We start from the raw sequence: 24,363 nt of genomic DNA, 5'->3' as shown, positions 1-24,363 counted from the left end.
ATTAAAATTTATGATTATGGAGACTAAAGCATATTGAATAATTATTTATTTTAAATCAAATTTATATGCATTTATTTATACTTAATTGAATTATATTTTTTATAATATCTTCTTAATAAGATTATGCGCATAAAGAATACATACGTATTAATTATGATTTATCAAGTATGATTGATAATTGAAAACCTAGCCCTTGTAAAATAAATAGTTAAAAATACGAATTTTTATTCATTTTATTTAAACAAAATTAAACATTTTGTGATATTTTATATACATAATGATTTAACCAGTTGGAAAATAATAAATATGCATGACTTCTCCAATTTATTTTAGGAATTAAATTAGGGTTATTTTGGGGAAAGTAATGATCTGGTAATGTTGGATTTAGTCCTGATTTTATATCTCTATAATATTCTTGAGATAGAGTCAGTGCATCGTATTCTGGATGACCCGTAACAAATATCAAACGTTTATCTTTACTAACAAGTAAATATACGCCGGCTTCATCAGATTCTGCTAAGATTTCTAAATCTGTGTTTTGATAAATTAAATTTTTTGGGAAATCTGAATAACGAGAATGAGGTGCTGCAAATATTTCATCAAATCCTTTTGTTAAAAGTGCATGAGAATTTATAGTGTTATGTTGGTAGATTCCTACTAGTTTTTTTTTTCGAATAAATTTAGGAAAATTGTACAATATCTTTAAAGCCGCTTGTGTTGCCCAACAAACAAATAATATTGAAGTAATATGCTCTTTTGCCCATAATAATAATTGCTTGATTTGTGGCCAAAAAGTTATATCTGTAAAATCAATTAATCCTAGAGGAGCTCCAGTTATAATTAACCCATCAAAATTTTGATGTTGAATATCTGTAAAACTACAATAAAAATTATTTAAATGTTCAACAGGTGTATTTTTAGGGATGCGGTCGTCTATGCGTAATAGTTGGACATCAATTTGTAAAGGAGAATTTGATAATAATCGTAAGAATTGGTTTTCTGTTTCAACTTTTTTTGGCATTAAATTAAGAATTAATATTTTTAAAGAATGGAGTTCTTTAAAAATATTTTGGGATTTTTGCATAATAAAAACATCTTCGTTCTGCAAAAATTTTACCGCAGGCAATTCGTCTAATACCCGAACTGGCATAGTGTCACAACCTTTGATATATATGTGCAAAATTTATTTAATTTTATATGGTTTATTATTACTCTCGCCTATATACACATACTACAATTTTTTATCATTCGTCGTAAAAATAAAACAAGTTTTCACAAAAATTAAAAATTTTTAACGTATACGTATAGAATACAGATATTAAATTATACTTAAAAACAGTTGATTTTGTGTCAGTAGGTACGACTATGCATATAGTTAAATTAAAAATTAGAATTAATATTGATGGATGCTATTATATATAAAATGAAAAATCAATATTATCGATATTATCAGATCTGTTTGTATACTAAATTAATATTTCCGTATTCTCTTTAATAAAAAATAAAGGCCTGAGGAAATAACATATTAATAATAATAGGCCTGAGTGGAATTGAACCACCGTCCTCACCCTTATCAGGGGTGCGCTCTAACCACCTGAGCTACAAGCCTGTAATATATAGCACGCACCACCTCTGTATGATTTTATCACCCTAATTACAACAATATAATGCGTATTACATTAATATCGTTATTATTAAAACTGTATATTATCACTAATATAGTAAGTGGTAAAATATAGATTGATTATTTATATAGTACAAACTACTTTCATTATAATAGCATAATTAGGAATATTGATTCAAGAATTTCTATATATTTACATATTAATCAAAAAATTGTCAAATCATAGTAATTCTTCAATTTTTATTTTTAAAATATATGTGATACTAATCATTAATATTGTAAAATTTAATTGTCTGTGTAATACATTCCATAATTAAAGTAATTATTATGTAATCACCAAACAACAATACCGCTTCAGTTTTTGTGTAAATAATAATTAATCTGTTCTTTGTAGTTGAATTTTTTAATCCTTTTAAATACAATCATTATAACGATGTCTTTTGAATAAGCAAAAGATTATATACCAGTGTTATTGGTAATCTATTTTATGGAATAAAGGATTATCATATTGTAATGTGTGCATTTATAGTACAAATATGGATGTGATTTATTATTGTTCCGTTCTTGCGTAAGTACTTGGATAGTTGCGTACAATTGAAAAATGTTTGTTAATATGAAATTATTTTAATGAAATAGGTATTGTTTGTATGATGAGGTTAATGTATGTTTTATTCGACTCACTTTGATGTTATTGTTGTTGGAGGAGGGCATGCCGGAACAGAGGCGGCGTTAGCTTCTGCTAGGATGAAATGCAATACTTTATTAATTACACATAATATCGATACACTTGGGCAGATGTCTTGTAATCCAGCTATTGGTGGTGTAGGAAAAGGACATTTAGTAAAAGAAATTGACTCAATGGGTGGAGTGATGGCACGTGCTATAGATAAAGCAGGCATTCAATTTAGAATACTTAACAAAAGCAAAGGAGCTGCTGTTAGAGGAACCCGAGCGCAAGCAGATAAAATGTTATATCGTCAAGTAATACGTAATACTCTTGAATATCAAGATTTTTTGCTAATTATTCAGGCGTCAGTAGAAGATTTAATAATTAATAAAAATAAAATTGTCGGAGTTTTTATTCCAAAAATAGGAATGAAAGTTAATGCTACATCCATTGTATTGACGACAGGGACATTTCTTAATGGTAAAATGCATATTGGAATGAATAACTCCAGAGGCGGTCGTGCTGGAGATGTAGAATCGTCCTCATTATTATCTAAACGATTAAAAGAATTCTCTTTAAGAGTCGGTCGTTTAAAAACAGGCACTTCTCCTCGTGTACATAGTAAAGGGATAAACTTTGATTCCTTACAAGCACAATATAGTGATAATCCTGTTCCTGTATTTTCATTTATAGGATCTAAAAAACAACATCCTAAACAAGTTCCTTGTTATATTACATATACCAATGATAAAACACATGAAATAGTTAGATCAAATCTAAATCAGAGTCCTATGTACACAGGATTAATAAAAGGGATTTCACCTCGTTATTGTCCATCTATAGAAGATAAGGTAACGCGTTTTTCAGATCGTAATGCTCATCAAATTTTCTTGGAACCTGAAGGGTTAACAACGCCTGAGATATACCTTAATGGTATTTCTACTAGTTTGCCGTTTTATGTGCAAATACAAATAATTAAATCAATTCAAGGATTAGAAAATGCTCATATAATAAGACCGGGGTATGCAATTGAATATGATTTTTTTGATCCTCGTGATTTAAAGTTAACATTAGAAAGTAAATTTATTTCTGGTTTGTTTTTTTCTGGACAGATTAATGGTACTACTGGTTATGAAGAGGCAGCTGCTCAAGGGCTGTTAGCAGGAATAAACGCTGCTAGATTCTCTCAAAATAAAGAAGGATGGTATCCTAGAAGAGATCAAGCATACTTAGGAGTACTTGTAGATGATTTATGTACGCATGGAACAAAAGAGCCTTATCGTATGTTTACATCACGTGCTGAATATCGTTTGTCTTTACGAGAGGATAACGCTGATTTAAGATTAACTGCAATTGCGCGACAACTGGGTTTAGTAGATGAGTTACGTTGGAAAAGTTTTTGTTTAAAAAAAGAAAGTATTGAAAAAGAACGTCAAAGATTACGTAATACTTACATTTTTCCATATAGTACAGATGCTAAACAGTTGAATAATTTCCTTAAGACACCTTTAATATATGAAGTCAATGGTGAAGAATTATTAAGAAGACCGGAAATTAATTATGCAAATTTATCTAAATTAAAAGTTTTTAGTTCGTTTGTGTTGGATCGGCAGGTATTTGAACAAATTGAAATTCAAATAAAATATGAAGGTTATATTCGTCATCAACAAGAGGAAATAGAGAGGAATATTTGTAACGAGCATACATTACTACCAACCGATATAGATTTTAATATTGTTTCTGGATTATCTAAAGAAGTAATTGATAAACTTAATGATTATAAACCTTATTCGATTGGACAAGCTTCTAGAATTTCTGGTATAACTCCTGCAGCTATTTCTAATTTGTTAGTTTGGTTGAAAAAAAAAGGTTTATTGGGTCATAGAGTATGTTAGTGATATTAAATGATGATAACGTATATCAATACGAGTACTACTTATAAATTATAGATATTTAATATTTCTAGCGTATAGTGATTAGGTAAAAATAACAATATATGTTTTTATAAATTATTTTCTGGAATGATGATATTTGTATATATAGTTTGGGTTAATTTGACTATATTTAGATTATTTAAAAAGAAAGAAGATTATGTTGAGATTTATTTAGTTTAATAGAAGGTGTTCGTTTTTTAATTTATAGTAAATATATCTTTATATTAATATTTGTTAATGGAAGAGTTATATTATTTGATATTTGTCTTTTTTAATATGTATACAGTTTATTATTATATAAGGTTAATTAATTTAATAAGTATTGTGTATAACTGATTTCGCTGTGCTGTGATGTGATGGTTATGGATTTATTTAAATAGCTGGTGTTTGTGGTTTTGTATTGACGTTTAATCCCGTATAAAAATTTAATTTAGATATTTTATTTAAAATACTGGTAAATATCTTATAAGATTATATTTGGTGTGTTTATGTATTGTTATAATTGATTGTATATTACAAGATATAATTAATACTAGATAAGTGAATTATAAAGTTTTTCTGATATATAGTAAATAATGTTTTTGAAAGGTGGTTTATGTTAGAAATAAAAAACACTTCTCAGGAATATATTGGGCATCATTTGTATCATCTACAACTTAATTTAAATACCTTTTTATGGATGGACACGGAAAATACTTCCTCTTTTTGGGTGTTGAATGTAGATTCAATATTTTTTGCGACGCTACTAGCCATTTTATTTTTGTTGATTGTTGGTCGTGTTGCTAAAATGGCAACTTGTGGTGTTCCTACAAAAATACAAATGTTTATAGAACTGATAATATTGTTTGTTGATAGTAATGTAAAAGATATTTTTCATGGTAAAAACAAATTAATCGCGCCGTTATCTATGACTATTTTTGTTTGGGTTTGCTTAATGAATGCTATGGATTTATTTCCTATAGATTTATTACCTTATGTAGCTCAACTTACATTGGGATTACCGTTCTTACGTGTTGTGCCGTCTGCTGATATAAATATAACTTCTTCAATAGCTTTGAATGTGTTTATACTTATTGTATATTATAACATTTATACTAATGGCATCCGTGGATGTATTAAAGGATTAATATGTCATCCATTTAATCATCCAGTATGGATTCCTGTGAATTTGATTCTTGAAACTATTAGTTTATTATCTAAACCAGTATCGCTTAGTCTTAGATTGTTTGGCAATATGTATTCTGGGGAGTTGATTTTTATTTTAATATCTGGTTTGTTACCATGGTGGGGTCAGTGGGCGTTAAGCTTGCCTTGGGCTATTTTTCATATTGTAATTATTATATTACAAGCTTTTATTTTTATGGTATTGACGGTGATTTATTTGTCTACAGCTCATGATCCGTGTTGAAATAGATAGTATAAATTATTTATGGCACAGAAGATTGTAGATAGGAGGTTTTTATGGAACATTTAAATTTTGATATGTTGTATATTGCTGCGGCAATAATGATGGGATTAGCATCAATTGGAGCAGCCATTGGTATTGGTATTTTGGGTAGTAAATTTTTAGAAGGCGCCGCGCGTCAGCCAGATCTTATTCCTATTCTTCGTACTCAATTTTTTATTGTTATGGGATTAGTTGATGCAATACCTATGATTACAGTAGGTCTTGGTTTATATGTAATGTTTTCTGCGGTGTAACAATTAAAATTTATACACATATTATTTTCTATTGATTATTAGAGGCTGAGATTGGTACTGTGAATATTAATGCAACAATATTAGGTCAATCTATTTCATTTATTTTATTTGTTTGGTTTTGTATGAAATATGTATGGTCTCCATTTATGTCTATTATTGAAAAACGTCAAAAAGAAATTTCTGATAACTTAACTTCTGCTAATCATGCTAAAATTGAATCTGAACGTGCTCATGCTAAAGCCTTGCTTTGTTTGACACAGGCTCGAGTTAAAGCTCAAGATATTATACAACAAGCAAATAAATGCAAAATACAAATAATTGATGAAGCTAAATATGAGGCAGAAAAAGAACAAAATAGAATTTTTTCCCAAGCACGAGAACAGATATTGTATGAAAAAAAATGTGTTACTGATGAATTAAGAAAGCAAATAAGTAAAATTGCAATCGAAAGTGCAGAAAAAATTATAGAACACTCTATAAATGAATTAGTTGATATAAATCTTATAGATAAGATTATTAATACATTGTCATATGAGGATTAAATGTCTAGTATGGTTGTAATTGCCCATACATATGCAGTGGCTGTATTTAATGTAGCTATAGCATATAAAAATATAAAAAAGTGGGAATCAATTCTTGATTTGTTTTCTAAGATGAGTCAGCATAGTTTAGTACGATCTTTATTTTTTAGATATTTAGAATCAAAAAAATTATCAAATATGTTTATTGCTATTTGTGAAGATTATCAAAAAAAACCAATTGATATTTTTAGTAAAAATATGATTTATATTATGGCTGAAAATAATCGATTACCGTTGTTACCAATTGTTTTTAAAGAGTTTGTAAATCTATGTGCTATACATGTGGGTACTGTAGAAGTAGAAATTATTTCTGCTTCTCCTTTAAACTATAGACAGTTAAAGAAAATTTCTGATGTAATGGCTAAGCGTTTATCTAAAAAAGTAAACATAGTTCATAAAATAGACAAAAGTATTCTAGCTGGTATAATTATTCGTGTTGGAGATACTATTATTGATGGCAGCATACGTGGACGTATTTTACGCTTAAATCATATACTACAATCTTGATATTTTTTAATTTTATTCCTTTAGGTATAAATAAGAAGATTATGCAATTAAATTCAAATGAAATTAGTGAATTAATTAGGCGGCGTATTGCTCAATTTGATATAACGTATGAGACTCGTAACGAAGGTACTATTACTGCTGTAGGAGATGGTGTAATTCATATACATGGTTTAACAAATATAATGCAAGGCGAAATGATTGCTCTTCCATCCAATCAGTTTGCTGTAGCATTAAATTTAGAACGTGATTCTGTCGGTGCGGTAGTTATGGGTTCATATTTAAATTTATCTGAGGGAATGGTGGCAAAATGCACAGGTAATATATTACGAGTACCTGTTGGAACGGAATTATTGGGAAGAGTCGTAAATACATTAGGTATTCCTGTGGATAATAAAGGAACTATTCAATGTTCTTGTTATCTTCCGGTAGAAGCTAGTGCACCTAGTGTAATAGATCGAAAATCGATAGATGAACCAATTCAAACCGGGTATAAATCTGTCGATTCTATGGTTCCTATTGGGCGTGGTCAACGTGAATTAATTATAGGGGACAGACAAACTGGAAAATCTGCATTAGCAATTGATACTATTATTAATCAACGTTATAGCGGAGTTAAATGTATTTATGTTGCTATTGGTCAAAAAGCAACAACTGTGGCTAGTGTTGTAAAAAAATTAGAGCAGCATCATGCATTAGCTAATACTATCGTGGTTCTCGCATCTGCTTCTGAGTCTGCTGTATTACAATATTTAGCTCCTTATGCTGGATGCGCTATGGGAGAATATTTTAGAGATCATGGAGAAGATGCCTTAATTATATATGATGATCTTTCTAAACAAGCTATAGCTTATCGTCAAATTTCTTTATTATTACGACGTCCTCCTGGACGAGAGGCATATCCAGGAGATATATTTTATTTACATTCTCGTTTATTAGAACGAGCTGCTAGAGTTAGCTCTGATTATGTTACGCAATGTACTCATGGGAAGGTGACAGGAAGAACTGGTTCGTTGACTGCAATACCTATTATTGAAACTCAAGCAGGAGATGTGTCTTCGTTTATCCCAACTAATGTTATTTCTATTACTGACGGACAGATTTTCTTGGAATCTAATTTATTTAATTCAGGGATTCGTCCTGCAGTAAATCCAGGCATTTCAGTATCTCGAGTTGGAGGATCTGCTCAAACCAATATTATGAAGGTATTATCTGGTGGAATTCGTACCGCTTTGGCTCAATATCGCGAATTAGCTGCTTTTTCTCAGTTTGCTTCAGAATTAGATGAAGTTACACAAAAACAATTGAAACATGGTCAAAAAGTTACTGAATTATTAAAACAAAAACAATATGCACCTATGTCCCTTTCATGTCAATCTATTGTTTTGTTTGCAGCGATACATGGTTATTTAGAAGATGTTGAAGTATCAAAGATAAGTAATTTTGAATCTGCATTAATATTGTATATGACTTATAAGGAAAAGGAACTTATGAAAATAATTGACCATGATGGTATATATAATATGAATATTGAAAAAAAATTTAAAAGTATTCTTACAACCTTCAAATTAAATCAGTCCTGGTAAATTTAAAAATGTATTATTATTATTGTAGAACGAGAAAACATGTCTAGCACCAAAGAGATACGAGGCAAGATAGACAGTATTCGAAATATACAAAAAATTGCTAAAGCTATGGAGATGATTTCTGCTTCTAAAATCCATAAAACTCAAAAACGTATGTTAGTAAGCCAACCGTATGCAGAAACTATACGTAAAGTTATTAATCACATTGCTTTAGGGACATTAGAATATAAACACTCTTATTTTGAAGAGCGAAATATTCAATCTGTTGGTTATTGGGTAGTATCAACGGATAGAGGATTAACAGGTGGGTTAAACATTAATTTATTTAGAATGTTATTATGTGATTTCAGAAAATGGAATAATACAGAAACATCAATTAAATTAGCAGTTATTGGGTCTAAAGCTGCTTCTTTTTTACATTGTATAAAACAAACAAAGATAGTTAGTTGCATTTGCGGAATTGGGGATATCCCCCACATGTCAGATTTAATTGGTTCAGTCAGGGTGATGTTACAATTATATAATGAAAATAAAGTAGATAGATTATATTTAGCATATAATAAATTTGTTAATACTTTATCTCAGGTTCCTCAAATTTTGCAGATTTTACCGATTGTTTCTGAAGATAAAGTTATATTAAAAAATAAACATTGGGATTATTTATATGAACCAGATTCTAAAACATTATTAAATAGTTTATTACAACGATATGTTGAATCACAAGTATATCAAGGAGTAGTAGAAAATTTAGCTAGTGAACAATCTGCTAGGATGATGGCAATGAAGACTGCTTCAGATAATGGAGAAGTTATTATTAATGATCTAAAGTTATTTTATAATAAGGTTAGACAAACTAAAATTACGGAGGAATTAATAGAAGTTGTTTCAGGATCTTCTGTAATGTAAATAATAAGATAGTTAGAGGTGTGATTAATATGAATTCTGGAAAAATAATCCAGGTTATTGGGGCGGTGGTTGATGTTGGATTTAAGCAAGATGCAGTACCTACTGTATATCATGCGCTTAAAGTATGTACTGATGATAGATTTAATAAAAAATTGATATTAGAAGTAGCTCAACAATTAGGTGGGGGCGTAGTACGCTGTATAGCTATGGGAAATACAGATGGATTACGTCGCGGATTAGTAGTAATTGATTTAAAACGTTCTATTGAAGTTCCAGTAGGGAAAGAAACTTTAGGTCGTGTAGTAAATGTGTTGGGTGAACCAATTGATATGAAAGGGCCGATTAAAGAAAAAGAAAAACGGTCTATTCATAGATCTGCTCCGCTTTATTCTGAATTATCTACTAGCCAAGAGCTTTTAGTAACTGGTATTAAAGTGATTGATTTAATGTGTCCATTTGCTAAAGGGGGCAAAATTGGTCTTTTTGGGGGAGCAGGAGTTGGCAAGACTGTCAATATGATGGAGCTTATTCGTAATATTGCTGTAGAATATTCCGGTTATTCAGTATTTGTCGGTGTTGGAGAACGTACTCGTGAAGGTAATGATTTCTATCATGAAATGATAAATTCTCATGTTATCAGCAAAGTTGCTTTAGTATATGGTCAAATGAATGAACCACCCGGAAACAGATTACGTGTGGCTTTAACCGGTCTTACTATGGCGGAAAAATTTCGAGATGAAGGACATGATGTATTGTTGTTTATAGATAATATATATCGTTATACTCTTGCTGGGACTGAAGTATCAGCGTTATTAGGTCGTATTCCATCAGCAGTAGGATATCAATCAACATTATCAGAAGAAATGGGTATTTTACAAGAACGTATTACTTCTACAAATTTGGGTTCAATTACTTCCGTACAAGCAGTGTATGTTCCTGCAGATGATCTTACAGATCCATCTCCTGCTACTACTTTTTCTCATTTAGATGCAACTATAGTTTTAAGTCGTCAAATCGCTGCTCTTGGTATTTATCCTGCAGTAGATCCATTAGATTCTAATAGTCAACAATTAAACCCACTTATTGTAGGGCAAGAACATTATGATGTTGCTAGAGGTGTTAAATTAATCTTACAACGTTATCAAGAACTTAAAGATATTATTGCTATTTTGGGTATGGATGAATTATCAGAAGAAGATAAATTAATAGTGTTACGTTCGCGAAAAATTCAACGGTTTTTATCGCAACCTTTTTTTGTTGCTGAAGTATTTACAGGATTTTCTGGTGCATATGTTTCTTTAAAAGATACCATCCAAGGATTTAAAGAGATCATAGAAGGTAAATATGATCACATTCCAGAACAAGCATTTTATATGGTAGGTACTATTGAAGAAGTTATAGAAAAAAATAAAACTCTTTAAACTTTTGTTGATAAATGTAAGGTATTCGTATGTCCGTAAGTACTTATCATTTGACTGTTGTTTCTATTGAAAGTCAGATATTTTCTGGTGTAGTTCAGAAAATTCAAGTATCAGGCACCGAAGGTGAAATGGGTATTTTTCCGGGTCATGCTCCATTGCTTACGTCGATTAAGCCAGGAGTGTTACGTATAGTAAAATTATGTGATGATGAAGAATATATATATATATCTGGAGGCATCCTTGAAGTTCAAAAAAATATAGTAACAATATTGGCAGATACAGCTATTCGTGCTGAAGAATTAGATGAAAAAAAAGCTGAAGAAGCGAAACATGAGGCTGAAAAACATATTAAAAACTTACGTTATAATGATGACGTAGATTACATTAAAATTACTTCAGAAATATCTAAGGCTATTGCAAAACTTAGATTGATTGAATTAACTAAAAAGAATAAGCATATCTAATGTAGATTAGAATATAATATATATTATATAAAAATTTTTATGTGTATAAGCGTAATTATATATCATGATTGCGTAAAGAAATTTGTTTAATAAATAAAAAAGAGATATATAAATTATGTCATATGTTAGTTTTAGTGCAATTATTCTTGCTGCTGGTAAGGGTACCAGGATGCTATCTGATATACCAAAGCCACTACATCGGATTGGTGGAAAATTTATCTTACAACATTTAATTGATTCTGTAGTTCAGGTGGGAGTTCAGTGCGTATATGTAGTATATGGCTATAAAGGCGAAACAATAATGGAAAAAATTAATACAGATCAATATAAAGTTCCTATACATTGGATATTGCAACATGAACTTGTTGGAACTGGAAATGCTGCGCAGAGAGCATTATCTATCATCAGTGATACAGAAGAAATCCTTTTTTTGTATGGCGATGTTCCTTTTATTTCCTATAGAACATTACAACGACTACATACTATTAAATCACAGTGTGATATAAGTTTACTGACAGCCACATTATCTAATCCAAGTGGCTATGGACGTATTATACGAAACCAAAAAGGCAATGTTATTAATGTAATAGAACATGATGATATGATTAATGATGATCATAAAAAAATAAAAGAAGTGAATACTGGTATTTTTATAGCTGTTTCTAAAAATTTAAAGCGTTGGTTAGACCTATTAACAATTCATAGATCAAATAATGAATTTTATTTAACAGATATAATTCAGATAGCTCATCAATCAGGTTATATTATACACACTGTCCATCCTTGTGATACGTTCGAAATTATGGGAGTAAATAGTAAGTCAGATTTAGTGTGTTTAGACAGACAATATCAACAAAGACAAGCACAAAGTTTGTTGTCATCAGGAGTAACAATATCTGACCCAGGTAGATTTGATTTGAGAGGAACATTAGTATGTGGCAGAGATGTATATATTGATATAAATGTGATTATTGAAGGAGATGTTTCTTTAGGGAATAGAGTAAGAATAGGAGCAAATTGTATACTGAAAGATACAGTGATTGAAGATGATGTAGTGATATATCCGTTTTCAATAATTGAAAATTCAAAAATAAGTATGCAGAGTAATATCGGCCCATTTGCTCGATTAAGACCAGGAACTGAATTAAAAGAAAACAGTCATGTAGGAAATTTTGTTGAGATAAAAAATGTTCAATTGGGTAAACAATCAAAAGTTAGACATCTTAGTTATTTAGGTGATGCGGAAATTGGCGCGCAAGTGAATATTGGAGCTGGGACGATTATTTGTAATTACGATGGTGTTAAAAAACATCATACTGTTATTGGAGATGGTGTTTTTATTGGAGCTGACAGTCAGTTGGTAGCTCCAATAACTGTTGGAAAAAATGCAACTATTGGAGCTGGGACTACAGTAACTCAAGATGTATCGGCCGATGAAACTATTATTAGTAGAATACGACAGTTTTCTATTTTAAATTGGAGGAAACAATCAAAAAATAAAAAATAATTCTATTTTTTGTTTATTTAAGGGTTATGTATTATACGAAATATTCTATTATAGTTTTATGTTTTGACATTAATTTTATCGTATATTTATGTGCTAAAGTATATTAGTTTAAATATGAAATAATGATGTTCTTGTTGGTTCACAAGTTATTGTGTACTATAAAAATAATGGTTTTAGGTTTATATATTATGAAATATTATTTAATTTTTTATAAATTTTATGAATGATATTATTTTCCAACACAAAATGTGGAAAAAATTTTTTCTAATAAATCCTCAGAAGTAAATTTTCCAAAAATTTTACTTAGTTCATTATGCGCTAATCCAAGATCTTCAGCAAAAAGTTCATTAATAGTCATAACAGATAATAGTTGATCTTGAGCAGATAAAAGATATTTAGAAGTTTTTTCAAGAGCATTTAAGTGGCGCCTACGGGCAATGTAATTTCCTTGATTTTCAGTTAAATTATAAGAATAATTTTTCTGTTTTTTGTATTTTATATGATCGTGTAAATGTTTTCGCAATAAATCTGTTCCATTATCAAACAAAGCCGACAGTGTAATATACGTATAATTATTTATTTTATTGATTCCAATTTTTTCCTTAGTTAAATCAGATTTATTGCGAATAATTGTGATGGGAATTTTTTTATTTTTAGCAAATAATATTTCTTCTACATATTCTAATGCAATATTACATTTTCTATTTGAATCATCGTTAGAATCAATTACCCATAAAACATGATCTGCGTTATGTAATTCATTCCATGCACGTTTTATTCCAATTTGTTCTATTTCATTATCGCTGTTTTTTTTCAATCCAGCAGTATCGGTAATATGGCATGTTATTCCATTTAATTGGATAGATTCATGTAACGTATCTCGTGTAGTTCCAGATATTGTGCTTACAATAGCTCTATCCATGCCAAGTAATGCATTAAATAAGCTAGATTTTCCTGCATTTGGGTTACCAGCAATTACTATTTTTACTCCTTCATGCAACAAAACACCGTGACAGGTTGATTCGTATATTTGTTGTATGTCATTTATAATGGTTTTTAATTTTTTTTTAACATTATTATATGGTAATACATTAGTTGCTTCTTCCGAAAAGTCAATAGATGCTTCTATGTGTGTACGTAAATTAGTAATTTTTTTTGAAATTGTATGTATTTGACGGGAAAATATTCCCTGTAGAGTATTTGATGCCGATTTTGCAGCTTGATGTGAAGAAGCATTAATGATGTCAGCGATTGCTTCTGCTTGTATGAGATCTATTTTATTATTTAAGAATGCTCGTTTGGTAAATTCTCCTGGATGTGCTATGCGAATATTAGAAGATATTTTTAAAATACGTTCTAACAATATATCTAAAATCATTTGACCACCGTGTCCATGGATTTCTAGTATGTTTTCTCCTGTAAAAGAATTTGGTTCAGGAAAAAATAAGGCTATTACTTTTTCTAATATGAATCCGTCTGTATCTAAAAATGGCAAATATTCTGCTTTTCTAGGTTCAAGTATTTTTCCTAATAATTTAGGAATAATTTCAGGAACTGAATTTCCAGATATACGTATAACTCCAATACCTCCATGTCCTGGAGGAGTAGAAATTGCCACTATTGTATCAATTATGTAATTCACAAACTTTTTGTTATATTGATAGTACATTCATTGAGATAAAAAATATATTTTTGTTAAAAATCATGTTCTTATTAATTTAAGAGTATTTTTGATTATGTAATCCTTTTTTTTCTAATCCTTGATAAATTATTTGTTGTTGAATAATGGTAATTACATTGCTTACTACATAATATAACACCAAACCAGATGGAAACCATAAAAAAAATATAGTAAAAATTATTAACATGATAGTCATCATTTTTTTTTGCATTGTGTCAGTAATAGTAGTAGGTGACATTTTTTGTATAAAAAACATGGTAATTCCCATTATTATTGGTAATATATAATAGGGGTCTTGAGCAGATAAATCATGGATCCAGAAGCCAAATTTAGCATGTCTTAATTCTACAGAACCTGATAACATATAATACAAGGCTAAGAATATTGGCATTTGAATTAATAGAGGTAAACACCCCCCTAATGGGTTTACTTTTTCTTCTTTATATAATGCTATAGTTTTTTGATGGTATTGATATTTGTCATGTTTGTATTCTTCTTGTATCGCAAATAATTTAGGTTGTAGCATACGTATTTTTGCCATAGAAGTATATTGTGCTTTAGTTAGCGGATACATAATTAGACGTATAATTAGTGTTATGATGATAATAGATATGCCCCAATTTCCTATATAATTGTGAATTAAACTCAATAATTTAAATAATGGTTGAGAAATAAACCACAACCATCCGTAGTCAATCACTAAGTCCAAATTTGGAGCTGTTATTTTCATTTTTTCTTGAATTTTTGGTCCTATCCATAATATAGATTTTAATTCTCCTTGTCCTCCTACAGGAACGCATATTGAATCAGATCGAAAACCTATAGTAGAAATATCATTGTTTTTATGATAGGTGGTATAAAATGTGTTATCTCCTTGAGTAAGAGGGATCCAAGCTGTCGCAAAATATTTTTGGGACATTGCTATCCATCCGTTAGAAGTATTAATTTTTAAATTCATATTTTTTATATCTTTGAAGCTATATTTTTGATATTTTTGTTTATCAGTGGAATATACTGATCCTCGGTAAGAATATAGAGGAAAATTATCTCCGTTATTGTTATCATCATATGATTTAGGATAATGTGTAGATTGCACTAAATTTCCAAACAATTTAACTACTAATGGATGATTGCTCATATTTTTTATGGTATAATAAACATGTATGGAATAGTCGTTTCTATTAAAAATATAATTCTTAGTATAGGTGATACCATTGTTAGCATGGTGTACTAAAGTTAGTTGTAATTTATTTTTGTTTTTTGGTAGAACAAATATGTTTTGATCAGTTTCAGTAGTATATAGTAGTTCCTTATCGTTAAATGAAGGTTTTGGTGTATTTTTAATTATTAGTCCGCTATTCGTTTGATATATAAATTCTTGTGAAGTACTTAATAAGGGGAAGGGTTCTTTAGAATTTAAATTTTTTAAATAGTTCGTTAGATATGCTTCTTCGATATTTCCTCCACAAGTGTTTATTTTCAACAGAAGTGTATCTGTTTTTACTGTAATTACATGATTTTTATCGTGTATATATTGTGTGTTGTTATTATTTTCAGGATGAATGATCGGGGATGCATTTTTATATACATCTATTTTTTGAATATTAGTTCTTTGATGATATTCCGTTTGCCATGTTTGCCACAGTATAAACGACATAATTAAAAAAGCTATCACAAAGAAATTACGTTGCGAATCCATGTTGATTATGCCCTGAATATGTGAATATGAAGAAGACATAAAATCTTCATTATTATTTAAAGCTAAAGGATGACATTGTAATATGCGAATACATGTCATCCAACTACCTTGTAGTATTCCAAATTTACGTATTGATTCGACCCCGTATTGAGAACATGTTATTTGAAAACGACAATGATGGCCTAGTATGGGACTGACACTGATCTGATATCCATGTATCAACCATATTATTATTTTTTCTATCAATAAAAATGGCAACACCATAACTTTTCAAGCTCTTTTATTAATGTATTATTTTTAAAATGAATAATTTCTTTTGAGTTAATAGTTAGCACGAAGTCTTTAGATGATAAATTATGCTGGTTTATACGAAAGGTTTCGCGCATGTGTCTTTTGATTCTATTTCGTTCGTAAGCGTTTTTAACATATTTTTTGGATATAGCTAGCCCGATACGAGGATGCCCTAGTTGGTTGGATCTACTAAATAAAGTGATTCCGGTTATTTTAATACGTTCTGGGTTTTTAAATACGAAAAAAAACTCATTTACAGTCAACAATCGAGCCTGCTTAGGTAAAAATTTTCTATTCATTTAGTTGCATTAACAGTTTTATATAATATTTAAACAGATACAACCAATCGAACACGTCCTTTAGACCTGCGTCTTGATAATACTCGACGACCTTGTCTTGTTGACATTCTTATCCGAAATCCGTGTGTTCTATTGCGTTTTAATATGGAAGGCTGAAAGGTGCGTTTCATATTTAAATTCTTGTATGTTTACTTAGTAATAAAAGATAATTTTTTAATTATTTATTTAGTTATCCTATGTGAAATCAGTTTTTATGTTATAGGATAGTGTATAAAAAGTCAAAAAACATTTAAAAAATTTATCTTATTGTTTTTTATAAATAATGGATTTTGTTATAATAATGTTAACATGGGGTAACTAGTTATTTTAATATATGATATATACTTTAATATCATTATTAATAGGTTTATGTTTTTAGTTTTATACACTTTATTATTGTGTAATTAGTTTGGGTTTTCAGTTTATAATGATTATTATGTAATTAATTAAAATGTCGTCTAATAAATCTACTATAAATTTTTCAGTAAGTAGGACGTCCTTGTATCAACCTTTACAAAAAGTTGTAAGTATTATTAGTGGGAGACCAAGGATGCCTATTTTGACTCATGTATTGTTAAAAATTAATGATGATTGTTTATATATTACCGCTACAGACTTGGAAATAGAGATAACAGCTAAAGTGATGTTAGGAGATAAATATCCTATTGGGTCAATTACGGCGCCAGGGCGTAAGTTTTTTGAAATCTGTCGTAGTTTACCTGGATCATCAAAAATGTCCATTATGTTACAAGATAATAAATTAATTATTTGTTCTGGATACAGTACATTTTCTTTATCCACTTTTTCTGCATCAGATTTTCCTAAATTAGAAGAATGGAATAATAGAATAAAGTTAATTATATCGCAATCTACTTTGAAAGAAATGATTGAATTAACCCAATTTTCTATGGGGCAGCAAGATGCGCGTTATTACCTAAATGGTATGTTTTTTGAAACCAAGGAACATACTTTACGTATTATAGCAACGGATGGGCATCGTTTAGCAAGTTGTAAAACTATTGTAGACTCATTGTTACCTTATCAATCAGTTATCATACCTCGTAAAGGAATTATTGAAATTTTACGTTTATTAAATATTGGAAAAAAAATAGTAAATATTCAAACAAATAATAATAGCATTCGTATGAAGATGGATAATTATACTTTTACTTCTAAATTGATTGACGCTGTATTTCCAAATTGTCATGATATTTTTTTAAAACAACCGAAAAATATTTTAGAGGTATCATGTGATGTTATGAAACATGCTTTAAAACGTGCAGCGATTCTTTCCAATGAGAAACTTCGTATCGTTCAATTTACGTTAATCACTAATCAATTAAAAATAACTACACATAATTTTGAATATGAAGCGTCCGAAGAAATTTTGGATGTTTCATATGCAGGTAAGGATATAAAAATATCTTTTAATGTAGATTATTTGCTTGATGTGATTCATGTAATGGCACGCGCACAAATTTTACGGTTTTTTTTTACGAATGAGATATCTAGCGTTCAAATTGAAGGCATAGAGAAATATTACGATGCAACTTATATTGTTATGCCAATTCGAGTGTAAAAACAATTTACAGATTATAAGTTAATATGTATTTTAACATTTAAATACGTGTTAAATTTTGAGTGTACAGTTAATAATAAAATCATAATAAATAATCTGCATATATAATTATATATTTAAAATTAAAAAATTGCATAATGCAAATCTATGTTTGTTCTTATGTAAATAGGGGCTGGTGATATGAGAAATAGTTATTTACGCATTAGATACGGTATAATTTGCAAAAATAGCAATGATTCGATAATGACTATCTTTGATATGTATATTTATAACTATTAATTTATATTATATGTGCATTATACAGGAATAAGGTCATGTTGAGTTCTTATGATTCTTCAAGTATTAAGATATTAAAGGGATTAGATGCGGTACGAAAACGTCCTGGGATGTATATTGGAGATACTGATGACGGGACGGGATTACACCACATGGTGTTTGAAGTAGTGGATAATGCCATTGATGAAGCTATTTCGGGATATTGTCAAAAAATAGTTGTAACAATTCATCAAGATAATTCAGTGTCAGTTCAGGACGATGGACGTGGTATTCCTACAGGTATACATGAAGAAGAAGGAGTATCTGCAGCTGAAGTAATTATGACTGTATTACATGCAGGAGGGAAATTTGATAATAGTAATTATAAAGTGTCAGGAGGATTGCATGGTGTTGGAGTATCGGTAGTAAATGCATTGTCAGAACGGTTAGAGTTAGTAATAAAAAGAGATTTTAAAATATATAAGCAAATGTATTATGAAGGAAAACCACAATCACCTTTAGAAATTATAGGAAATAGTGAACATAGTGGTACTATGGTGCGTTTTTGGCCAAGTCTTAAAATATTTACAAACAAAACTGAATTTCAGTATGCTATATTAGCGAGACGTTTTCAAGAATTATCATTTTTGAATTCTGGAATTTCAATTATTTTAAATGATTATCGTAACAATAAAAAAGAAAATTTTTGTTGTTCAGGTGGAATAAAAGCTTTCGTAAAATATTTAAGCATTAATAAAATACCAATTCATCCTAATATATTTCATTGTTTAGGAAATAAAGGAGAAATTAGCATAGAAGTTGCGTTGCAATGGAATGATAACTTTCAAGAAAAAATATATTCTTTTACTAATAATATTCCACAAAGGGATGGTGGAACTCATTTGGCAGGATTAAAAGCTGCTATTACAAGGACAATGCATTTTTATATGGATAAGGAGGGATATAATAGAAAAGTTAAGGTTGTTACCATAGGAGATGACGCTAGAGAAGGATTAGTTGCTATATTATCTATTAAAATACCAGACCCAAAATTTTCTTCTCAAACTAAAGATAAATTAGTTTCATCAGAAGTGAAAACTGCCGTTGAATCATTAATTTATGAAAAATTGATTGAATTTTTTTTAGAAAATCCATCAGATTCTAAGAATATAATAAATAAAGTTATAGGAGCAGCTCGCGCCCGGGAAGCAGCGCGAAAAATTAGGGATTTGACGCGTCGTAAAGGACTATCTGATTTTTCAACACTTCCAGGTAAATTAGCTGATTGTCAAGAAAAAAATCCAGCTTATTCTGAATTATATTTGGTAGAAGGAGATTCTGCTGGTGGTTCTGCGAAGCAAGGTAGAAATCGTAAAAATCAAGCAATTTTACCGCTTAAGGGTAAAATATTGAATGTAGAAAAAGCACGTTTTGATAAAATGTTGACTTCTCAAGAAGTAGTGACGTTAATTACTGCACTTGGATGTGGAATTGGCCCAAATGAATATAATCCAGATAAATTACGATATCATAACATTATAGTTATGACGGATGCAGATGTCGATGGAGCTCATATTCGTACTTTGTTATTAACTTTTTTTTATCGTCAGATGCCAGAAATTATTGAGAGAGGACATATATTTATTGCACAACCTCCTTTATATAAGGTACAGAAAGGACATATAGAACAATACTTTAAGGACGAAGAAGCGATGAATAAATATCAAATATCAACGGCAGTAATTAATGCTCGTTTTTATGTTAATTCTCATACGCCTCCTTTAATAGGAAAAATATTGGAACAATTAATTTTTGAATATTATTTAATACGAAAAATCATTATTCGTATGGAACGTCAATTTCCAAAGGTATTACTTAATAGATTAGTTTATCATTCAGTTTTATCCGAAGAGCAATGGTACTATTATGACAGTGTTGAAATATGGATGGCATCTTTAGTTAAATCGTTGCGTCATTTTGAAGAATATGGCAGCAGTTATAATTTTATTATCTTAAAAAATCATGAGCATAAATATTTTGAGCCAATATTACGTATACGAACATATGGGGTAGATATAGATTATGTGCTAAGTATGGATTTTATTAAAAGTTATGAATATAGAAAATTAGTATCTTTTGGAATAAGAATGAATGAGTTATTTCTTTCAGATAATGCATATATAGAATATGGGTTATATCGTAAAAAAGTATGTTCTTTTGATCAAGCAATAGAGTGGCTTATGCAAGAATCTCGAAAAGGATTAATAGTACAACGTTATAAAGGACTAGGTGAAATGAATCCGGGTCAGTTATGGGAAACAACTATGAATCCTAAAAATAGATGTATGTTGCGCGTCACAATAAAAGACGCGATAAAAGCTGATCATTTGTTTACCACGCTTATGGGTGATTTGGTTGAACCAAGACGTGCATTTATTGAAGAAAATGCATTGAAAGCAACAAATATAGATTATTAATATATATGAGATAAAAATCTTGTGTATACTATTATGTAGTAAACTATGTGTTATTACATTATTTGTTTAAATAAGTTTACTACTATGTAATCGTATAGTTGATATCATAAGCATATATAATACCATGATGTAGATGGTGATTTTAGTATGACTGATATCAATAATTAAATCTCAATGTACTTATATTTATAAAATTTAGCAATCACTTTATTAGGAGTGTTATAAATGCGTAATTTTGATTTTTCTCCGTTATATGGTTCTGTTATTGGATTTGATAGATTGGTTAATTTTTTGGAAGTTGGACAAAGTAATGGAAATTATCCACCTTATAATGTTGAATTGGTTAGTGAGCACAAATATTGTATTTCTATTGTAGTAGCTGGTTTTACAAATAGTGAATTGGATATCACAATGCATGATAACATGTTAGTAGTAAAAGGAGTGCATGTTGATTCTCATCAAAATGCTAAAAATTACTTGTATCAAGGTATTACTGAGCATGATTTTGAAAGAAAATTTCAATTATCTGAGCATATTCAAATAACAGGAGCAAATTTGGAATGTGGGATTCTTTATATACATTTGGAAAGAATATTACCAGATACATTAAAACCAAGACGCATAGAAATTAAGTAGTAATTAGATTTTTTGTTGTATTATTGTGTTTGTACGATCAAAATCGGGCTTAATTTATTAATTTTATACACAAAAAGCCCGATTTTGATCGTCTTTCGTTTTAATGATTGTTATTAATTATTTATGTATGTATTTTTTGGATTGAAATACTAAATTAGTTTTTTTAAACGTAGTTCGGTTTTTAAATAAGCATAAAAAATTGGAGCTGCTATCAAACCTTCTAGCCCGAATATTGCTTCTAGCAAAAGCATGGAAAGTATCAATTCCCAAGGGTTAGCATTAATTCTGTTTCCAATAATTTCAGCATTTAGAAAATATTCTAATTTATGAATTAGTATTAAATAAATAAACATTATCATCCCAATGCTTAATGAAATAGATAAAGCAGAGATAGTGATCATAATATTAGAAATAAGATTTCCTATAATTGGTAACATACCTAAAATAAAAGTAATAATAATTAAAGTTTTTCCTAATGGCAAAGGTTTTTCAATTAATGGCAATAGAACAAAAATCATAACAGATGTTAATAATGTATTTACTAAAGAAATTTTAATTTGAGCAAAAACAATATTACGAAATGCTTGAGAAAGGTTATATATACGTTCTGATAGTTGGATAGTAAAATATGTATCGTTGGCATAGTTTTTTGTAGATTTAGTACAAGACACCAGGGTACCAATTACTAGCCCTATTAGTAAAGTGATAAATCCGTGCAGGAAAGTATGTCCCATATTTCGGATAAGAATTAAGTTTGATTCAATCCAATTAAATATTTGATCTTTTAGTTCTTCGGTAGTATTTGGTAAGAAAGAGGGTAAAAAATCGGGGAGTCGTTTTTTTAAATCAGAAAAAATTCGATTAATTTCAATAGAAATACTAATTTTATTAATGTCTTCTGTGAAAAAATTAGTACAATTAATGATTCCTATAGTGATAATAATAATGATACTAATTGTTATTAGTATCACAGAAACCCAACGAGCACGATTGATTCCAACAAAACGTTCAAAGTAAGATGCGGAAGATACTATAATTTCATAAGTTAAAAATCCAGAAAAAAAACAAGGAAATAAACCTAATGGTATAATAATCATTATACCTGTAAACATTATTATATAAGAAATTATCATGATCGGTGTTTCTTGGGAAATCATTTTTTTATTTCCTAATAATATATAAATATTGGAAACATATATAGTTTCTTATCAAGGTTCAGACTAACTCAAAGGCTTTATAATTTTATGTATATGGATTTTTATATCGTCATATAGCATATTTTTAAAGTTAATTATAAAATTGATATGTTTAAGTAATTTATTTATATTCTTTTAATAAATATTGAGTGTATACGCAACAAAAAAAAGCACATTATTTTTAATAAAAATAAAAATATGGATGTTGATATATTTTAATTTCTTATATGCACAAGTATATGCTGATTTTTAGTTTAAAAGATTTTTTGGTGATATAATGACAATTACTGTCAGTGAATATATATCATTTTTTATTGTATAATTGTATCATAAATAATATTGAAATAATTGATGTTATTATAGATATGCAATATTAAAATTTTTTAAATAAATAAAATAAAATGTACTATAGTGATAGTTCGAAGACTTTTCAAGGATTAATACAAGCGTTAGAATGTTATTGGAAATGTTGTGGTTGTATCATAGCTCAACCATTAGATATAGAAGTTGGAGCAGCAACCTCACATCCTATTACTTTTTTTAATGCTATTGGCCCAGAACCTGCTTCAATTGCTTATGTTCAAGTATCTCGTCGTCCTATGGACAGCCGATATGGCCAAAATCCAAATAGATTGCAGCAATATTATCAGTTTCAAGTGATTATGAAACCTTCTCCTAAAAATATGCTAAAATTATATTTAGATTCTTTAAAAGCGCTTGGATTAAATCATATAAAAAATGATATTTGTTTTATTGAAGACAACTGGGAAAACCCTACACTTGGAGCATGGGGATTAGGTTGGGAAATTCGGTTAAATGGCATGGAAATAACACAATTCACTTATTTTCAGCAAATGGGTGGATTAGAATGCAACCCTGTTACAGGAGAGATAACTTATGGACTAGAGCGGTTAGCTTTATTTCTACAAGGCGCGAATAATGTTTATGATTTAGTTTGGGGACCTAGTGCACAAGGATTGGTTACGTATGGAGATTTATTTCGTCAAAATGAATTAGAACAATCAACTTATAATTGTGAACATACGGATATTAAATTTTTGTTTAGAATTTTTGGTCAATATGAAAATGAAGTAGAAAATTTAATTACTATGACGCAACCATTACTTATTCCAGCATATGAACGAATTTTAAAAGCGATACATATTTTTAATTTATTAGATGCTAGAAAATTGATTTCTACTACAGAAAGAAAAAATTATATTCTACGTATTCGTAAGTTATCAAAAATGATAGCAGAGACTTATTACATATTTCGTAAAAAATTAGGATTCCCTATGTGTATAAAGAAATCATAA

General features: G+C 29.2%; 20 protein-coding genes and 1 tRNA gene. 14 read left to right on the top strand and 7 right to left on the bottom strand.

Going from position 1 to position 24,363, the window contains the following annotated elements:
• Positions 1-247: 247 nt before the first annotated feature.
• Entirely contained in the window at positions 248-1,150 is a 903-nt protein-coding gene (locus VOI34_RS00600; RefSeq protein WP_331828532.1) for a homoserine O-succinyltransferase, read from the bottom strand.
• Between the two features lie 385 nt (positions 1,151-1,535).
• Positions 1,536-1,609, bottom strand: a tRNA-Ile gene (locus tag VOI34_RS00595).
• 678 nt (positions 1,610-2,287) lie between these two features.
• Here VOI34_RS00595 and mnmG point away from each other — a divergent pair.
• The 10 genes from mnmG (at position 2,288) to glmU (ending at position 12,895) form a co-directional block, all read left to right on the top strand.
• Positions 2,288-4,186 carry a tRNA uridine-5-carboxymethylaminomethyl(34) synthesis enzyme MnmG gene (gene mnmG, locus VOI34_RS00590; protein WP_331828531.1) on the top strand — a complete coding sequence of 633 codons (1,899 nt, stop codon included), beginning with the start codon at positions 2,288-2,290 and terminating at the stop codon, positions 4,184-4,186.
• 634 nt (positions 4,187-4,820) lie between these two features.
• The gene (gene atpB, locus VOI34_RS00585) at positions 4,821-5,633 is read left to right on the top strand and encodes a F0F1 ATP synthase subunit A (protein ID WP_331828530.1); all 813 of its coding nucleotides are present in this window, start codon (positions 4,821-4,823) and stop codon (positions 5,631-5,633) included.
• Between the two features lie 53 nt (positions 5,634-5,686).
• A complete protein-coding gene (gene atpE / locus VOI34_RS00580; protein WP_331828529.1) occupies positions 5,687-5,926 on the top strand; it encodes a F0F1 ATP synthase subunit C in 240 nt (79 codons plus the stop codon).
• 59 nt (positions 5,927-5,985) lie between these two features.
• Positions 5,986-6,468, top strand: a complete 483-nt coding sequence (atpF, locus tag VOI34_RS00575; protein WP_331828528.1) for a F0F1 ATP synthase subunit B — start codon at positions 5,986-5,988, stop codon at positions 6,466-6,468.
• The gene (locus tag VOI34_RS00570; protein ID WP_331828527.1) at positions 6,469-7,014 is read left to right on the top strand and encodes a F0F1 ATP synthase subunit delta; all 546 of its coding nucleotides are present in this window, start codon (positions 6,469-6,471) and stop codon (positions 7,012-7,014) included. It begins immediately after the preceding gene.
• Between the two features lie 41 nt (positions 7,015-7,055).
• Positions 7,056-8,597 carry a F0F1 ATP synthase subunit alpha gene (atpA, locus tag VOI34_RS00565; protein WP_331828526.1) on the top strand — a complete coding sequence of 514 codons (1,542 nt, stop codon included), beginning with the start codon at positions 7,056-7,058 and terminating at the stop codon, positions 8,595-8,597.
• A 39-nt stretch (positions 8,598-8,636) separates the two neighbouring features.
• Positions 8,637-9,503: a F0F1 ATP synthase subunit gamma gene (gene atpG / locus VOI34_RS00560; protein WP_331828525.1), complete on the top strand. Its 867-nt coding sequence runs from the start codon at positions 8,637-8,639 to the stop codon at positions 9,501-9,503.
• Positions 9,504-9,532: 29 nt separating this feature from the next.
• On the top strand, positions 9,533-10,924 hold the full coding sequence (gene atpD, locus VOI34_RS00555) for a F0F1 ATP synthase subunit beta (protein WP_331828524.1): 1,392 nt from the start codon (positions 9,533-9,535) through the stop codon (positions 10,922-10,924).
• A 29-nt stretch (positions 10,925-10,953) separates the two neighbouring features.
• Positions 10,954-11,388 (top strand): F0F1 ATP synthase subunit epsilon, encoded by a 435-nt coding sequence (locus tag VOI34_RS00550; protein WP_331828523.1) that lies wholly within the window; start codon positions 10,954-10,956, stop codon positions 11,386-11,388.
• Positions 11,389-11,503: 115 nt separating this feature from the next.
• A complete protein-coding gene (gene glmU / locus VOI34_RS00545; protein ID WP_331828522.1) occupies positions 11,504-12,895 on the top strand; it encodes a bifunctional UDP-N-acetylglucosamine diphosphorylase/glucosamine-1-phosphate N-acetyltransferase GlmU in 1,392 nt (463 codons plus the stop codon).
• A 229-nt stretch (positions 12,896-13,124) separates the two neighbouring features.
• Here glmU and mnmE read toward each other — a convergent pair whose 3' ends face one another.
• From mnmE to rpmH, 4 genes are read right to left on the bottom strand one after another with little or no spacing between them, the layout of a single operon-like run.
• Positions 13,125-14,564 carry a tRNA uridine-5-carboxymethylaminomethyl(34) synthesis GTPase MnmE gene (gene mnmE / locus VOI34_RS00540; RefSeq protein WP_331828521.1) on the bottom strand — a complete coding sequence of 480 codons (1,440 nt, stop codon included), beginning with the start codon at positions 14,562-14,564 and terminating at the stop codon, positions 13,125-13,127.
• A gap of 49 nt (positions 14,565-14,613) precedes the next feature.
• Positions 14,614-16,539, bottom strand: coding sequence for a membrane protein insertase YidC (gene yidC, locus VOI34_RS00535; protein ID WP_331828520.1), 1,926 nt, complete (start codon positions 16,537-16,539; stop codon positions 14,614-14,616).
• Positions 16,518-16,865 (bottom strand): ribonuclease P protein component, encoded by a 348-nt coding sequence (gene rnpA, locus VOI34_RS00530; protein WP_331828519.1) that lies wholly within the window; start codon positions 16,863-16,865, stop codon positions 16,518-16,520. Before rnpA ends, yidC begins: the two co-directional genes overlap by 22 nt.
• A gap of 29 nt (positions 16,866-16,894) precedes the next feature.
• The gene (rpmH, locus tag VOI34_RS00525; RefSeq protein ID WP_250232548.1) at positions 16,895-17,035 is read right to left on the bottom strand and encodes a 50S ribosomal protein L34; all 141 of its coding nucleotides are present in this window, start codon (positions 17,033-17,035) and stop codon (positions 16,895-16,897) included.
• 320 nt (positions 17,036-17,355) lie between these two features.
• Here rpmH and dnaN point away from each other — a divergent pair, with 320 nt between their 5' ends.
• The 3 genes from dnaN (at position 17,356) to VOI34_RS00510 (ending at position 21,851) form a co-directional block, all read left to right on the top strand.
• Positions 17,356-18,483: a DNA polymerase III subunit beta gene (gene dnaN, locus VOI34_RS00520; protein WP_331828518.1), complete on the top strand. Its 1,128-nt coding sequence runs from the start codon at positions 17,356-17,358 to the stop codon at positions 18,481-18,483.
• A 314-nt stretch (positions 18,484-18,797) separates the two neighbouring features.
• Positions 18,798-21,215 carry a DNA topoisomerase (ATP-hydrolyzing) subunit B gene (gene gyrB, locus VOI34_RS00515; protein WP_331828517.1) on the top strand — a complete coding sequence of 806 codons (2,418 nt, stop codon included), beginning with the start codon at positions 18,798-18,800 and terminating at the stop codon, positions 21,213-21,215.
• A 225-nt stretch (positions 21,216-21,440) separates the two neighbouring features.
• Positions 21,441-21,851 (top strand): Hsp20 family protein, encoded by a 411-nt coding sequence (locus tag VOI34_RS00510; protein WP_331828516.1) that lies wholly within the window; start codon positions 21,441-21,443, stop codon positions 21,849-21,851.
• 149 nt (positions 21,852-22,000) lie between these two features.
• Here the strand turns inward: VOI34_RS00510 and VOI34_RS00505 are convergent, their stop codons facing one another.
• The gene (locus VOI34_RS00505) at positions 22,001-23,008 is read right to left on the bottom strand and encodes an AI-2E family transporter (protein ID WP_331828515.1); all 1,008 of its coding nucleotides are present in this window, start codon (positions 23,006-23,008) and stop codon (positions 22,001-22,003) included.
• A 440-nt stretch (positions 23,009-23,448) separates the two neighbouring features.
• Here VOI34_RS00505 and glyQ point away from each other — a divergent pair, with 440 nt between their 5' ends.
• A complete protein-coding gene (glyQ, locus tag VOI34_RS00500) occupies positions 23,449-24,363 on the top strand; it encodes a glycine--tRNA ligase subunit alpha (protein ID WP_331828514.1) in 915 nt (304 codons plus the stop codon).

Origin of the sequence: Candidatus Blochmannia sp. SNP (assembly GCF_036549215.1) — a bacterium.
Classification (GTDB): Bacteria; Pseudomonadota; Gammaproteobacteria; order Enterobacterales; family Enterobacteriaceae; genus Blochmanniella.
Note: the sequence above shows the minus strand (reverse complement) of the source record. Positions and strands in the feature narration are given on the sequence as shown.